The following is a 15,980-nucleotide window of genomic DNA, read 5'->3' on the forward strand; positions in this document are numbered from 1 at the left end:
TATTTTCTTTGTACACCTAACTGGATTCGAACCAGCACGTCCATAGGACACTACCCCCTCAAGGTAGCACGTCTACCAATTCCGCCATAGGTGCTTGTTGTAAAACTAGTTGTTTTTTAACAGAACGCAAATATATAAATACATGTTTTATTTTAGGGCTTTTCTGTATAGTTTTTAAGGTTAAATAAAATTACTTTTTAGAAGAAATTAATAATAATAGTATATTTACACTTATAAATAGAGTATTGGTGATATCTTAATATTTAATAGCGTTACACTTAGGAATCAAGACTTTTATTTGATACTTTAAACGTGTCTTATAACTACAATTAAAAAAGATGAATATCAAAATATATATATGTATAATTTTTATTTGTTTGCTTAATCAGCATGTTATTCCTCAAGGGATAAAAAATAACGATAAAAAACAAAAATACAACATTAATTATTTAGGAATTGAAAATGGATTGGCAAACAATTCAGTGACTTCAATTTACAAAGATAATAGGGGATTGATGTGGATAGGAACCTATGATGGAGTTAGTAGATATAATGCTTATGATTTTGTTAATTATAGAAATCAGCCAAACGATACAACAACACTTATTAATAATAAAATTACTTGTATTAGTGGTACTAAAGATTATATATGGATAGGAACCAAGAAAGGAATTAGTGTTTACAATTATTTGTCTAATCAATTTGAAAGAAAGTATTTTTTTAATGAAGGGCTTAAACAGAGGCAAATTATATCTTCAGAAATTTATGATATCAAAGCTTATAAAAACAAGGTGTATGTAGCAACTGATAATCAGGGGTTGTTTTATGATAATAAAGGAGTTATTAATAGGGTTCCTCTTGAGTATAATGGAACAGAATATTTAAATTTTAGGATTAAATGTATAAATTTTGATAAATCAGGTAATCTCTGGGCAATTATTCAAGGATTTGGAATTGCTACTATAGATGGAGATAAGAATCAATTAAAAATTGTATCTCGAAGAGTAAATGATGCTAATTGCATTGTTATAGATGATTATTTAGATGTCTGGATAGGTTATTCAGGAGGGATTTTTAGATATAATATAATTACTAAAAAGGAAACAAATTATCGAAATGATTTAATAAACTATTCAGTTAAAAATATATTACCTAATAAAAAATATAAGGAGTTATGGATCGCGACTGATGGAAATGGAATTGTAAATTTTAACTTAAAAACAGAAGTGTTTTTTAAAATAGAAGATTCTGATAAATTTGATGTAGGAGACTTAACTAGTAATGCAATTTCAACAATATTTCAAGAAGAAGACTCTGAAAGGGTTTGGATAGGTACTTTAAGAGGTGGGGTAGATATTTTGGAAAATAAAAAAACGCCATTTTACACCGTATCCAAAAAAGAGAATGTAAAAAATACATTACCTAGTAATTTCATTTTATCATTTTGCGAACAAGACCCCAACCATATTTGGATAGGAACAGATGGAGGAGGAGTTAGTTTTTGGAATAGGAAAACCAATACTTTTACTAACTATGCATACGATCCATCTAACCCCAATTCACTTCCCAATAATTTTGTTACTGGAATAGCTAAAAACGAAAAAGGAATATGGTTTGGATCTTATGGAGGTGGGGTTAGTTTTTTTGATGATAAAGCTAAAAACTTCAAAAAATATACACTTTTTAATACAAACACAAGAAAATTACAAACCTATACATGGTTAATGTATACAGATAATAGAGGGGATCTATGGGTGACAACTGCGGATGGATATGGAATTTTTAAATATAACAAGAGTACTGACAGGTTTGATTTTATAGATATTGATTTATGGGGAGTTACTTCTATATGTAAAGATGAAAATGAAAATCTTTGGTTAGGTACTTTTACGCATTTAAATCGTTTAGATTTTAAAACAATGCAATTAAAGAGCTTTGAGATAGATTATCCAGTAAGGGCTATTGTTCCTCATTCAAAAGATAAAATATTTTTAGGTACTGAAGGTGGAGGGATGATAGTTTTAAATCCTGAGACAGCAAAACAAAAAGAGTTGACTGAACTTGATGGGATTTCTAATAATTCTGTTTTAAATATTGTAAAAGATAACCAAGGTTTATATTGGGCTAGTACATATCATGGAATATTTAATTATAATCCAGAAAATGGAGCACTTGTTAAGTATTATGATTCTGATGGACTTCAAAGTAATCAGTTTAACTATAATGCAGGAGGGAAACTTTCTACAGGAGAAATTCTAATGGGAGGGATTAAAGGATTTAATGTAATTGATACGAAATCTGATAGTACGGCTAAAAATTTTCCATCATTAATTATTACTTCTATAAAAGTAAATAACAAACCATTAAGTCATTTTGGAAAAACTGCTTTTGGAATAAATCAAATAGAACTTCCTTATGAGGACTCTATGATTACAGTTGAATATGCTGGTTTAGATTATAGTTTACCTGAAAAAATATCTTATGCTTATTTTTTAGAAGGTTGGGATTCAGAATGGCATAAAGTGGAAAATATAAGAACTGCAAATTATTCCAAATTAACAGAAGGGAATTATGTGTTAAAAATAAAATCAACTAATGCTGATGGAAAATGGAATGATAAGATATTAACATTTCCTATTACTATTTTGCCTCCATGGTATAGAACAGGATTTGCTTATTTTTTATATCTACTAGCTCTTGTGTTAGGAGTGTATGCTATAGATAGATATCAACGAAAAGAAACACGACTTAAGTATGAAATAAAGTTATCTAAAGATTTAGCGGCTCAAGAGAAAGAATTAAATGAGAAAAAATCAACTTTTTTTACAAATATCTCACATGAATTTAGATCACCATTAACCATGATTATTAACCCTTTAAAAGATATAGTTAATAGTGGAAATTCTAAAGTAGACCCTAGTGTTATTGAGGTTGTATATAAGAACTCTCGCAGATTGTTAAGTTTGGTAGATCAGTTATTACTTTTTCGAAAAACAGAAACAGAAACTGGGAGATTAATTATTGGGAAACTGGATTTGGTAGAGGCGTGTAGTGAAGTTTTTACTTGTTTCACAAACCATGCTAAAATAAAAAACATAGCTTACACTTTTAAATCAGATGTAAATGAGCTTTTTGTTTATGCGGATAAACAAAAAATAGAAATAGCGTTGTTTAATTTAATATCCAATGCATTAAAGTTTACGGAAAAAGAAGGCGGAGAGGTAAAAGTGAGATTAAATGAGCTTTCAGGTGACAAAATATCTATAAGTGTAATAGATAATGGTAAAGGAATAACAGAAGAGGATAAAGAAAAAATATTCGACTTGTTTTATCAAACTAGTAAAAGAGATAAAAGTAATCGAAAAGGTTTTGGAATAGGTCTTTATTTGGTTAAAGAGTTTATAGAGCAACATAAAGGAACTGTATCTTGTTATGATACAAGAAAAGGAGGAACTACTTTTGAAATTATTTTATTAAAAGGAAAATCTCATTTTGGAGATATAGAGATTAAAGAAGAACTCGAAGAAGAACATATTGATTATGTTGAAGAAGTTGTTGGAGATATAGAGTCTGTTGAAAAAAATGTGTATAATGAGGAGTTTAATGAACTTGTAAAGGATTTAAAAAGTTTATTAGTTGTTGATGATAATCCTGAAATAAGAAAATATTTAAAGAATATTTTATCACCTAGATATAATATTACAACAGCCAAAAGTGCAGAGGAGGCTATAACGATACTAAAAACAATTCCGTTTGATTTAATTGTTTCTGATGTAGTAATGAGAGAAATGAATGGAGTTGAATTTTGTAGATATATAAAAACAACAGAGGGATTAAAGCATATTCCAATCATACTACTTTCTGGAGGGAGTACAGAAGGAGTAAAGCTGGAGAGTGCAGAAGTAGGAGCAGATGATTATATTACTAAGCCTTTTGATAAAGACTATTTATTAGCAAGAGTTAATGGAATTTTAACCAGAAGAGAAAGTGTACAAAAACATTTGTTAAATACGGTTACTAAGAATGTAAGTAGCTCCAGGCTATCAGAGGAAGACAAACAGCTTTTAGATAAGCTGGTACATATCATAGAGAATAAAATGGAAGAAGAAAGTTTTAATATTAAAACTTTAGCGATAGAAGTAGGAATGAGTCATTCTTTATTATATAAAAAAATTAAAAAAATCACAGGAAAGTCAGCTACAGAATTTACAAGAGGAATTAGGTTAAGAAAAGTAGCAACACTATTAATCACTACTGACATGCAGATTAATCAGGTGGCGAGTATGGCAGGTTTTGGAGATCTTAAATATTTTAGAAAACAATTTCAGCAGTTTTACGAAATGAATCCTTCAGAATTTAAAAAGAAGTATCAAAATGTAAAAGATAAAAAATACATCATAAACCATGATTTTTGGAAATCTAAATAGATTGTGCTTTATGACACTATCGCTTAATTTGTGTAAGTTCTAAAAATAGGGTTTAGCTATTTATAGCAGAATCCTATTTTCAAATATAGCCATAAACCAAATACTTCTTTCTTGCTATCAGTTCTAAGTCCTACAGCGATGTAAATAGTCTTGTTTACTACTTTAGAGTTTTCTCTCACCTTGAACATAATTCCATCGTTTTTGAAGCTTGGCTAAAAAGTTACTCAAGTCATCTCCGGTCTTGAATTGCTTTAAAAAATCGTCGTTTAATAATTCTTCTAGGTTCATAAGGTGTAAAAATTTTAACTTACACACTTTATGTGAGGGGGGCATTTTATATTATCATAGATGAGTTTTTATCTGAAAATTCAGAAATTTTTGAGTTAAGTTACCAGCTTGATTTCTTAATATTTTTCTAGTATTGATTTTACCCTCTTCTTAAATATTATTTTACTGATATTTGAATTTTAAACTATTAACATATCCTTTAAAAACTGAGGTAAGGTTTGGAATGTATAGTTTAGTTGATAGGATTAATTGATATAAAAACTATTAAATTTATCTATGTATGACTCGATTAAAGTGCGACAAAGAATTTAAGTAAACTATTGTAGACTTATTGCCCATAGAGAATCCAAAATCTATTAATGAAATCTGTAAAGATTATGTTTAAGGAGTTTCAAACAGAAATAGGATCATTTAAAGATGCAGGAAGACTTGCGAAAAAGAGAACCGATTGCTTAAAAAGCAACTTAAAGATGCCCAGGAAGAACGCGACATCTTAAAAAAGGCAGTAAGCATCTTCTCCGTGAGCGACAAGTAAGGTATAAATTCATTAAAGAAAATTCAAAAACCTATACTGTTGATAAGATGTGTAATCTGATGAATATAAGTGTCAATTCATATTATTCTTGGCTTAGAACTATCGATGTACCTAAAAATCAATCTCAAACTTCTTTTTACAAAGAGCGTATCAAACGAGTATGGGAAAAAGTAGAAAGATTTATGGTTCAGCTAGGGTTCAGAAACAATTAGAAAGAGAAAATATCTATTTAAATCATTCTTATATCTCTTATTTAATGAAACAAAAGGTCATTAAAAGTGTAATTTATAAGACATTTAAAGTAATGACTACAGATTCTAATCACAAATTACCTATTGCTGAAAATGTAATCAATAGAGATTTTAATAGCCTTGAATTAGGGCATAAATGGGTGTCTGACATCACGTATATAAAGGTAGGCAAGCAATGTAATTATGTGACTACTATTTTAGATTTAAAAGATAGAAAAATATTAGCTTGGACATTAAGTCAAGATATGACCACAGAAAATACGGTTTATAAAACTTGGTTAAAGGCTGTATAAGTAAGAAAAATTACTACGAATCATATTTTTCACTCGGATAGAGGTGTACAATATGCTTCAACTAAAATAAAAGACTTGTTTAAGAATAATTTAAAAATAATGCAATCAATGAGTAGAAAAGGAAATTGTTGGGATAATACAATAGCTGAATCCTTTTTTAAAACACTTAAATATGAATCTACTAATAGATATATGTTCAAAAATATGTTGCAAGCTCATAGAACCATTCATAATTATATCAAATGGTATAATTATGAAAGATTACATTCTAGCTTAGCATATATAACTCCTGCTGAAATGGAACTAAAAATTAGAATGAAATACATACAAAATGTAGCTTAATAAAAAACACCAAATTTACTAGATACTCTACGTTAGTATGGACTGGAACTTCCTGTTGTTGGTGGTAACATTGAAACAACGAACGGTTTACAAGATTATCATATGTTTTTACTTATTACTCAATCAGAAATTAATTTAAATAAAGATACTGAACTTACGCAAAATTTAGTGTATGAAAATTAAGATATAATACCGCTAAAGTTTTATGATACCAAAAGGAGTTAATTTTTTAATTAGCTCCTTTTGGTATTTAAAAATAGTGGAGGATTAGTTTTATTAATGTATTTTTATCACTGATTTGCTTGTTTTGTTGTTGAAAAGCTAGCATAAGTATTGTTGTTTTATAGATAATGAGGGTGGGAATATTAATAATCGAAATACGATTTTACCCCTTTTATCCTATCAATATAACCTATGCTAGATTATTTTTTTTAATGATATTTGGTTCTATGTTAAAAAAAGAATAACAATACATTCTTGTTTGTGTATTATTTAATAAAACCATAATCATGCCAATTGTTGTTTTAAAATAAAAATAACATTAACTAAAATTATTAATTAACTAAAATTATTAACTAAATGAAAAACAAATTACAACTAAAGAAACTTGAACGGAATTCTTTGTTTACTGGGGATTATAAATTTGTAAAAGAAACAAATAAAGAAATAAACATATAATTAACTAAATCTATTATGAAATTACTTAAAATAAGGAGAAATTATTTTTTGTCACATAGTTTTAATTCAAAAATAAAACTAGTGATGTTTTTTGCAGTTATAACTACTTTTCAGTTACAAGCAAAAGATCTAAAATCAGATAATGTAGCTGATGAAATTCAGAAGAGAACCATTACTGGGGTTGTTAAAGATGAAAAAGGTCTTGTTTTGCCTGGTGCAACTGTTCAAATTGAGGGAACAAGTAATATTAGTATGACTGACTTTGATGGAGAATTTAAATTAAATATAAACGAAGCCGACAAAGTTTTGGTTGTATCTTATTTGGGGTTTGATACTGCTAAAGTAAAGATTGGTTCAAAATCAGTATTTAATATTATTTTGAATCCAAGTTCTGAATCGTTAGAAGAATTGGTATTAGTAGGATTTGGTACACAAAAAAAAGAGAGCTTAGTGAGTTCTATTACGACGGTAAGTCCTAAAGAAATTAAAGGACCAAGTAGTAATTTAACAACTATGATGGCGGGTAGAGTTGCTGGTATGATTGCATTCCAAAGGAGTGGAGAACCAGGAGCAGATAACTCTGACTTTTTTATTCGTGGTTTGGGTACTTTTGGTTCTGGTAAACAAGATCCTTTAATCTTAATTGATGGTATAGAGTCTACAAACACTGATATGGCTCGTTTACAGCCGGATGATATTGACAGCTTCTCAGTATTAAAAGATGCTTCTGCAGCAGCTATATATGGGGCTCGTGGTGCAAATGGAGTAGTTTTAATTAGTACTAAGTCAGGAACATCAGGTAAATTAAAGTTTAGGTTTAGAGCGGAGAATAAATTTTCTACAAATTCTAGAAATTTTGATTTTGCAGACAATATAACTTATATGAACTTAGCTAATGAGGCTGTTCTGACAAGAAACGCAACAGGTAATCCACCCTATACTAGAACAAAAATAGATAGAACGATAGCAGGAGATAATCCTTATTTGTACCCAAACAATAATTGGATAGATCAGTTGATTAAAGATGTTACCGTTAATCAGGGTTATAATTTAAGTATAAATGGTGGAGGTGAAAAGGCTCAATACTATGTAGCTGGAACATATAATGTTGATAATGGTGTTTTAAAAGTAGATGGATTAAATAATTTTAATTCAAATATTAAATTGAGAAATTATTCGTTTAGAACAAATGTAAATTTAAACTTAACTCCTACAACTGAAGGTATAATTAGAATGTATGCTCAGTTTGATGATTATAATGGCCCTGTAGGAGGAGGGGCTGCAATTTTTAATAAGGCATTATGGTCTAACCCTGTTGCTTTCCCTGCTAGATATCCAAAAGAGTACTTACCATATGTAGATCATCCTTTGTTTGGTGGTGCGGTAACAGGTAATGGAAGTACTACTTTACTTCAAAACCCATATGCTGATATGGTGAAAGGATATCAAGTGAATAAGACTTCAAGCATAAATGCTCAAATTGAATTAAAACAAGATTTAAGTTTTATTACCCCGGGATTGAAGGCTGATTTTATGGGATATGTAAAGAGATACTCTAGATATTCAGTATCAAGACAATATAATCCCTTTTACTATAGTGCTTTTATTGATCCTTCAACTCAAAAAATACAGTTGTCTCCATTAAATGCAGGAGGACTTGGGTCGCTTGATCCTCAGGGGAGAGAATATTTAAATTATGCAGAAGGAGCAAAAGAATTAAATTCAAGAACTCACTTTCAAGGTTCACTTACTTATAATAAAACTTTTGCTGATAAACATGCTTTTTCAGCAATGTTGATCACAATTTTACAAAATTTTGAACAAGGAAATCCTGGATCAGTACAGTCGTCTTTACCAAGTAGAAACCTAGGTTTGTCAGGGAGAATGACTTATGCATATGAAGGGAAGTATTTAGCAGAACTTAATTTTGGTTATAATGGTTCTGAAAGATTTGCTAAGAATAATAGGTTTGGTTTTTTTCCAGCACTTGCTTTGGGGTATGTAATATCAAAAGAAAGTTTTTTTGAACCTTTAAAAGAATCTATTACCAGTCTTAAGTTAAGAGCTAGTTATGGATTGCTAGGAAACGATCAAATAGGGAATGATAATGATAGATTCTTTTATTTATCTGAGGTAAATTTAGACAACGGTACTTATGGTTCTACTTTTGGTGAGTTGGGAGCTGATTATAGTCCAGGTCTGTCAATATCAAGATATGCTAACGGTAAAATAAGCTGGGAGCAATCAGAGATAATAAATTTAGGTTTTGATTTAGAATTATTTAAATCGTTTACCCTGATAGCAGATTTCTTTAAACAAACAAGAACTAATATATTACAGGATAGAGCAAATATTGGTTCTACTTTAGGTTTGGCAGTAATTCCATCAACAAACTTTGGTAAAGCTGAGAGTAAAGGGATGGATATGTCAGTTGTATATAATAAAAACTTTGGGGGGTCTTGGTGGGCTAATTTGAGAGGTAATTTCACCTATTCAACAAGTAAGATTCTTACATATGATGAGAATTATTACCCAGATGAGTTGAGTTATTTATATAGAAAAGGTAGGCCAACAACTCAGCAATTTGGTTATATAGCAGAACGTTTGTTTGTTGATGATGCTGAGGTAGCAAATTCTCCAAGACAATTTGGTGAAGTTAGAGGAGGTGATATTAAGTATAGAGATGTTAATGGAGATGGGGTGATTACATCTTTAGATCGAGTTCCAATGGGATATCCAACAGTGCCAGAAATTGTATATGGTTTTGGGGGTACTGTAGGTTATAAAAACTTTGATTTTAGTATGTTTTTTCAAGGTTCAGCTCGTTCATCATTCTTTATCAATCCTCAAAATATTTCTCCTTTTGTAATTAATGGAGGGTCTCAAAATGGATTATTAAATGTGATAGCAAACGATCATTGGTCAGAAGAAAATAGAAATTCTTATGCTTTTTGGCCTCGTTTAAGTGATACATTTATTGAGAATAATAATCAGTCATCTACGTGGTGGATGAGAGATGGAGCTTTTTTACGACTTAAAAGTGTAGAACTTGCTTATAATGTTCCAAATAAGTTTTTGGATAATTACAGCATTACAAGTTTGAGGTTATACGCAAACACTACAAATCCTGTTGTATTTAGTAAATTTAAGCTTTGGGATCCAGAAATGGGAGGAAACGGATTAGGGTATCCAATACAATCAACCTACAACATAGGTATTTTACTTAATTTATAGTTAACAGATTAAAAACTAATGATGATGAAACAAAATACAAATATATTTTATAGGCTTAAAAAGTCTATTGTATTAATAACTCAGGTTATAGCTTTATTTTTCATGCAATCTTGTGGTGATTATTTAGATGTAATTCCAGATAATATCGCGACACTTGACAATGCATTCAAACTTAGAAATGAGGCCAGGAAGTATTTATACACTTGCTATTCATATCTTCCTAAAAATGGTGATGTAATTTTTAATTTAGGTATGTTAACAGGAGATGAAATATGGATTCCTTATAGAACTTCAATCACAAGTGATGCTTTTGAAATAGCAAGAGGTAACCAAAGAGTATCTAATCCTTATTTAAATGTATGGGATGGGACTTGGGCTGGAGGAGGTCCAAACGATAACTATAAGTTGTTTATTGGTCTACGCCATTGCAATATTTTCTTAGATAATGTAAAAGATCCTGATAAAATCCCTGATTTAGATGATATTGAAAGAAAAAGATGGATAGGTGAAGTAGAGTTTTTAAAAGCTTACTACCATTATTATTTATTAAGAATGTATGGTCCTATTCCTATTATAGATAAAAATATTGCTTTAGATGCACCCGAAGACGAAATTAATGTTGAGAGACAACCGGTTGATGCTGTTGTGTCGTACATAGTTGATTTACTAGATACAGCTATCGAAAAATTACCCGAAGACAATACTATAATTCCAAATATTGAAGCTGGAAGAATATCTAAAACAATTGCATTAAGTATTAAAGCAAAAGTTTTATTAATGGCTGCAAGTCCATTGTTTAATGGGAATACTGAAATGGCTCCGTTAATAGGTAATAGTGGAGAGGCTTTGTTTAATACTACTTATGATGAAAATAAATGGACATTAGCAGCTGATGCAGCTTTAGCGGCAATTCAGTCTGCTGAAGCAAATGGAAAAAGTTTGTATGAATTTCCTACTTCATCTTTTAATCTTTCATCAGAAACTATGACTCAAATGAGTATAAGACAAGCAGTTTGTGAAAGATGGAATTCAGAAATTATTTGGGCTAACCCTAACAGTCAAGCATCAGAAATACAAAGATTGGCTATGCCACCTCTAAAGTTAACTCATAATCATAATGATGCAAGAAAAATCCTTTCTCCTCCATTAAAAATTGCTAGAATGTTTTATACTAAAAATGGAGTTCCTATAAATGAGGATAAAACCTTGGATTTTACTAATGAAAAAGAATTACGAGAAGCAGACTTCTCAGAAAGATTTAATATTAAAGAAGGTGATAAAACAGCTAGGTTAAATTTTGATAGAGAGCCACGTTTTTATGCAGATTTAGCTTTTGATGGTGCTGTTTGGTATAAGTACGATAGTCCTTCTAGTTCTGATGAAGGAGATGTTTGGTCAGTAGAGGCTAAGTTTGGAGAATTTGCAGGTGCTTCACATGCATTTCATACTAATGAGACAGGTTATTTTGTTAAAAAATTAGTTGATTGGAATCAAGTTACATATGAAACAGGAGGAGCTGCATATCAGAATTATGCATGGCCAGAAATTCGTTTAGCAGAATTGTATCTAATGTACGCAGAAGCTTTAAATGAATCACAAGGGCCTTCAGCTACAGTTTATTCTAACCTTGACATTATTAGAGATAGAGCAGGTTTAGATGGTGTTGTTGAGTCTTGGGCTAATTATTCTTCAAACCCTTCGAAACCGACAACAAAAGAAGGATTAAGACAAATTATTAGACAAGAAAGAATGATTGAATTAGCTTTTGAGGGTAAAAGATTTTGGGATTTACGTAGATGGAAGCTGTCATCACAGTTTTTAAATACCCCTGTAACAGGTTGGAGTGTTAAAGGTGAAGATGCTGTGTCTTATTATCAAGAAAGAACTATTTATCAACAAACTTTTGTTTCTCCTAGGGATTATTTTTGGCCAATACCAGAAGGTGCAATTATTCAAAACCCTAATTTAGTACAAAATTTAGGTTGGTAATTTTTTAATTTAAATTCAAAAGAAATGAATAATAAAATATTTAAAACAAGTAGTCGTATCTACACGGTATTATGTATATTTTTAGCATTAGTAAGTTGTAGAGAAGACGAAGTAGGTCCATTAGAGAATAACCCTAATACACCAGGAAAGATAGAAAATGTAAATATTCTAAATATAGCTGGAGGAGCCGAGTTAACTTATACTCTTCCAAGTGACCAAGATTTACTATATGTAAAAGCAGTGTATACTTTGTCTTCTGGAAAAGTAGCGGAAGTAAAATCTTCATATTATCAAAATAAACTAGTTATAGAAGGTTTTGCTGATATGGATGAGCATGATGTTAAATTATATGCTGTTAATAGAAGTGAGAAAGTTTCTGAACCTACTACTGTAACGATACAACCTCTGGAATCACCAATATGGGAAGTGTTTAGAACTCTAGAGGCAACAACTGCTTTTGGAGGAGTGAGACTTACAGCTAAAAACGAATTACGTACTGATTTATCACTTTTATTAATGGAAAAAGATGAGTACGGAGATTGGATAACTAACATAAACAGTATTTATACATCTACAGATTCAATAAACAAGACAATAAGAGGATTTGAAATAGAAGAGCATAATTTCGCCATTACTGTAAGAGATAGGTGGTTAAATACTACTGATACTTTATTTACTTCAATTACACCTTATCCAGAAGTTGCTTTGCCAAAATCTAAGTATAAACCATTTGTTCTTCCAAATGATACAAAAACACATGCTACAGCTGTTTTATCACGTATGTGGGATGGTGAAACATTTAATTGGCCAGGTGTTTTTTTAACAGATGGTTCTGTTCCAGGTCAACATTTAGCTACATTTGATATTGGAGAATTAACACAGTTAAGTAGAATTGTGATTTGGGATTACCCTGAGTATTATAACGATAGATCATACTATTATATAGGTAACCTTAAGGAATTTGAAATTTGGGGTTCAGCAAATCCAAATCCAGATGGAAGTTTAGATAATACATGGTATAGATTAGGTTCTTATAATGCAGTTAAACCTTCAGGACTTCCTTTTGGGGAGCAAACGGGTGAAGATTTTGAAACTGCAAGAGCTGGATTTAGCTGGGAGTTTGATGTAGCTGCACCAAAAGTTCGATATTTAAGAATTAAATCAATTAAGAATTGGGGTGGAATTGGTTCTATGTCTATTGCGGAAGTTCAAGTTTATGGGGCTCCTAATGAGTAATATTGTCTAACTAATAAAAATCTAAATATGATTTGTTTAATAAAAAATAATAGTATAAAAATCTTAGCTTTATTTATAATGCTTGGTTTTTTTGCCTCATGTACTTCTATGGATGAAGGGTATGAAGAGTTTATAAGTAATGGTGAAATTTCTTATACAGGGAAATTAGATTCATTAAAGTTTTTTTCAGGAAATAACAGAATTAAAGTTGAAGGATTATTTATGTCGGATCCTAAAATTACTGAATGTAGAGTTTTTTGGAATAGTGGTGCAGATTCTATATCTGTACCAGTAATAAAAACAGACAAAGTAGATACTTTAAGAGTTTTTATAGAAAACATGCCAGAAAATATTTACAGTTTTAAAGTATATACCTATGATAAATTAGGTAATAAATCAATACCAGTAACCGGAATAAGTCAATCATATGGAGAAAGATATAAAGAGACTTTAACAAATAGAGTAATCAGTTCAAGTGTTTTATCTACAGATTTAGATTTAACAATTAATTTTGCTTCCATGGATTTATCATCTGGGGTTTTTGGTACAGAAATTGTTTATACTGATATAAATGATGTGAATAAGACAGAATTTGTTTCTATTGATTCAGAGGAAGTTGTTTTGGAAGATTATAAAGAAGGTTCTAAATATAATTATAGAACAATGTTTTTACCTGACGAAACAGCTATCGATACTTTTCATACAGACTATGTTCAACTATTACCCGATTTTGTTGATTTTACAAATAAATTAACAAATGTTTCACAACCATTTCAAGCATCTTCTTTCTCTGGTAGATGGGGTATTTTAGCTGGTTGGACAACAAACACAGCAGCTAAAAACCACGGAGGTTATGGTGGATGGGATAGTAATGATACCGGTGTTTTTAATGTTGAAAGTGGTTGGGGAGCAGCTAGTATTGTAAATGGTAAAGTATATCAAACCATTACATTAGAGCCAGGGAATTACACATTCAAGGCAGAGCCTAAAGCAAATGGTGGAGTTATTGCTAGTGGATATACTACAGCAGATAATGTATACCTTACCGCTGCAGAAGGAAGTACTTTGCCTGATTCTCAGGCAGGAGCAATTGAAACAGATCCGGCAACTTTAGGGTATACTAGACTTGTTAACACTATGGCTCCTGATGATGTTGAAGTGAGTTTTACAGTAACACAAACAACAGATGTTTCTTTGGGACTTTCAACTACCCAAGGTCAAGAAAGATTTTTAGTGATATACTCTTTTTCTTTACTAAAGAATAATAATTAATAAATCTATATTTTACTTAAATTATAAGTGGCATATGGTTTAACCATATGCCACTTTTTTAAACAAATTAATCGATATGAACATAATTAACCAAATTAAGATATTCACATTTTTCAGTTTTTTTTTATTAGCCTGTACGTCTTCTGAGAAACAAGAAGAAGTAGTTAAAAACGAAGAACCAAAAATAGAAGTTGAGTTAGCAACTTTGCAAACAGAAGAAGCTGAAGAAATAGATGTTTATACAGCTACAATCTGGGGACAAGTTACCAAAAATGGAGGTGCTAGTGTTACGGAGAAAGGAGTTTGCTACGGTCTTTCACCAAATCCTGTTTATGAAGGGGCTAAAACTGGTCCAACTTCTACCAAAGGTTCAGGAGAGTTTAAGGTTGAATTAACTGGGTTAAATGCAGCTTCTGTTTATTACGCAAGAGCATATGCTTTAAATGCAAAAGGCGTAAGTTACGGTAATGAAGTTAGTTTTACTACATTGCCAGCAGCATCTCCATTAGTGAGTATTAACGAAACAACAATATCGGGAGCACATGATATTTTTATAAATGTTGAATTAGAACAAGGAGATTTAACAATATTAGAATTAGGTATTGTTTATGCTAAGCAGACAAAACCAACAGTAGATGATACTAAAATTGCAAACGGTGATGTAAAGGATAAATATTTACAACGCATTACTGGTTTGGATGAACAAACAACTTATTTTGTAAGACCATATGTAATTACATCTGAAAGTACATTATATGGTGAGGAAAAAAACATACAAACCATTAAAAAAGGAAGTTTTACTTATTCCTTTAGACCAAATGATGCCGACACAGCTACTAGAAATAGATTAATAAAAGCTTTTGATGAAGCAACTAACTATTATAATAACTTTACTTCAATAGTAAAACACGTAACAGTTAATTATTCTCCAGGAACACCAACTGCAGATGCAAATTTTGCTGGTTGGATAAATATGGGATCAAAGGTTGATTATCAAAAGACAGGTACAGCCATGCACGAAATGGCTCATACTGTAGGTGTTGGAACTCATTGGAGGTATGCTGAGTTAATGGGGCCACCATGGAATGGAAGTAGAGCTAATAAAGTTTTGCAAATGATGACGAATAATCCTAATGCAGTTTTGAGAGGAGATGGAACACATATGTGGCCTTATGGAATAAATGGAGCTCATGAAGATACAGGTTCAGATGAATTGTATATGGTACATGCTTTAATCATTCAAGCTATGAAAGTTGATGGTTTACCAAGTAATTAAGATTGTTTATGAATTATTATTTAAAAAACTGTTATGAATTTTTAGAATTATAAATCACAATAATTTTCCATGTTTTTGAATTATAAATCCATAACTATATAATTGTATTATTTTTATAATTGTTAGTCTTTAAAGTTCGATAAACTGTTTAAAAACAAT

Annotated in this window: 8 protein-coding genes, 1 tRNA gene and 1 pseudogene; 8 read left to right on the plus strand and 2 right to left on the minus strand. The window is 30.6% G+C overall.

The annotated features are described in order from the left end of the window. Positions 1-11: 11 nt before the first annotated feature. Positions 12-94, minus strand: a tRNA-Leu gene (locus QVZ41_RS06185). Positions 95-338: 244 nt separating this feature from the next. On the opposite strand from QVZ41_RS06185, the gene QVZ41_RS06190 reads away from it, so the two are divergent. Then, positions 339-4,427, plus strand: a complete 4,089-nt coding sequence (locus QVZ41_RS06190; RefSeq protein WP_302883683.1) for a hybrid sensor histidine kinase/response regulator transcription factor — start codon at positions 339-341, stop codon at positions 4,425-4,427. A gap of 86 nt (positions 4,428-4,513) precedes the next feature. On the opposite strand, the pseudogene QVZ41_RS06195 reads toward QVZ41_RS06190, so the two are convergent. Beyond that, positions 4,514-4,624: pseudogene (locus QVZ41_RS06195) on the minus strand (transposase); the annotation flags it as partial. 786 nt (positions 4,625-5,410) lie between these two features. On the opposite strand from QVZ41_RS06195, the gene QVZ41_RS06200 reads away from it, so the two are divergent. The 7 genes from QVZ41_RS06200 (at position 5,411) to QVZ41_RS06230 (ending at position 15,821) form a co-directional block, all read left to right on the plus strand. After that, positions 5,411-5,794 carry a hypothetical protein gene (locus QVZ41_RS06200; RefSeq protein WP_302883684.1) on the plus strand — a complete coding sequence of 128 codons (384 nt, stop codon included), beginning with the start codon at positions 5,411-5,413 and terminating at the stop codon, positions 5,792-5,794. A gap of 99 nt (positions 5,795-5,893) precedes the next feature. Then, positions 5,894-6,136, plus strand: coding sequence for an integrase core domain-containing protein (locus tag QVZ41_RS06205; protein WP_302883854.1), 243 nt, complete (start codon positions 5,894-5,896; stop codon positions 6,134-6,136). Between the two features lie 762 nt (positions 6,137-6,898). Then, the gene (locus tag QVZ41_RS06210) at positions 6,899-10,048 is read left to right on the plus strand and encodes a SusC/RagA family TonB-linked outer membrane protein (RefSeq protein WP_302883685.1); all 3,150 of its coding nucleotides are present in this window, start codon (positions 6,899-6,901) and stop codon (positions 10,046-10,048) included. A 24-nt stretch (positions 10,049-10,072) separates the two neighbouring features. After that, the gene (locus QVZ41_RS06215) at positions 10,073-12,037 is read left to right on the plus strand and encodes a RagB/SusD family nutrient uptake outer membrane protein (protein ID WP_302883686.1); all 1,965 of its coding nucleotides are present in this window, start codon (positions 10,073-10,075) and stop codon (positions 12,035-12,037) included. Positions 12,038-12,061: 24 nt separating this feature from the next. Beyond that, positions 12,062-13,273 (plus strand): DUF4959 domain-containing protein, encoded by a 1,212-nt coding sequence (locus QVZ41_RS06220; RefSeq protein ID WP_302883687.1) that lies wholly within the window; start codon positions 12,062-12,064, stop codon positions 13,271-13,273. A 27-nt stretch (positions 13,274-13,300) separates the two neighbouring features. Next, positions 13,301-14,545: a DUF4998 domain-containing protein gene (locus QVZ41_RS06225; RefSeq protein WP_302883688.1), complete on the plus strand. Its 1,245-nt coding sequence runs from the start codon at positions 13,301-13,303 to the stop codon at positions 14,543-14,545. Between the two features lie 76 nt (positions 14,546-14,621). Continuing rightward, complete coding sequence (locus QVZ41_RS06230) at positions 14,622-15,821, plus strand: hypothetical protein (RefSeq protein ID WP_302883689.1); 1,200 nt, start codon at positions 14,622-14,624, stop codon at positions 15,819-15,821. Positions 15,822-15,980 lie beyond the last annotated feature (159 nt).

It is taken from the genome of Wenyingzhuangia gilva, assembly GCF_030519655.1.
GTDB classification, from domain to species: domain Bacteria; phylum Bacteroidota; class Bacteroidia; order Flavobacteriales; family Flavobacteriaceae; genus Wenyingzhuangia; species Wenyingzhuangia gilva.

Excerpts from the sequence above, each read along its gene's own strand:
- QVZ41_RS06210 (WP_302883685.1), top strand. The coding sequence starts at position 6,899 with ATGTTTTTTGCAGTTATAACTACTTTTCAGTTACAAGCAAAAGATCTA.
- QVZ41_RS06220 (WP_302883687.1), top strand. The coding sequence starts at position 12,062 with ATGAATAATAAAATATTTAAAACAAGTAGTCGTATCTACACGGTATTA.
- QVZ41_RS06225 (WP_302883688.1), top strand. The coding sequence starts at position 13,301 with ATGATTTGTTTAATAAAAAATAATAGTATAAAAATCTTAGCTTTATTT.
- QVZ41_RS06200 (WP_302883684.1), top strand. The coding sequence starts at position 5,411 with ATGGGAAAAAGTAGAAAGATTTATGGTTCAGCTAGGGTTCAGAAACAA.
- QVZ41_RS06205 (WP_302883854.1), top strand. The coding sequence starts at position 5,894 with ATGCAATCAATGAGTAGAAAAGGAAATTGTTGGGATAATACAATAGCT.
- QVZ41_RS06190 (WP_302883683.1), top strand. The coding sequence starts at position 339 with ATGAATATCAAAATATATATATGTATAATTTTTATTTGTTTGCTTAAT.
- QVZ41_RS06230 (WP_302883689.1), top strand. The coding sequence starts at position 14,622 with ATGAACATAATTAACCAAATTAAGATATTCACATTTTTCAGTTTTTTT.
- QVZ41_RS06215 (WP_302883686.1), top strand. The coding sequence starts at position 10,073 with ATGAAACAAAATACAAATATATTTTATAGGCTTAAAAAGTCTATTGTA.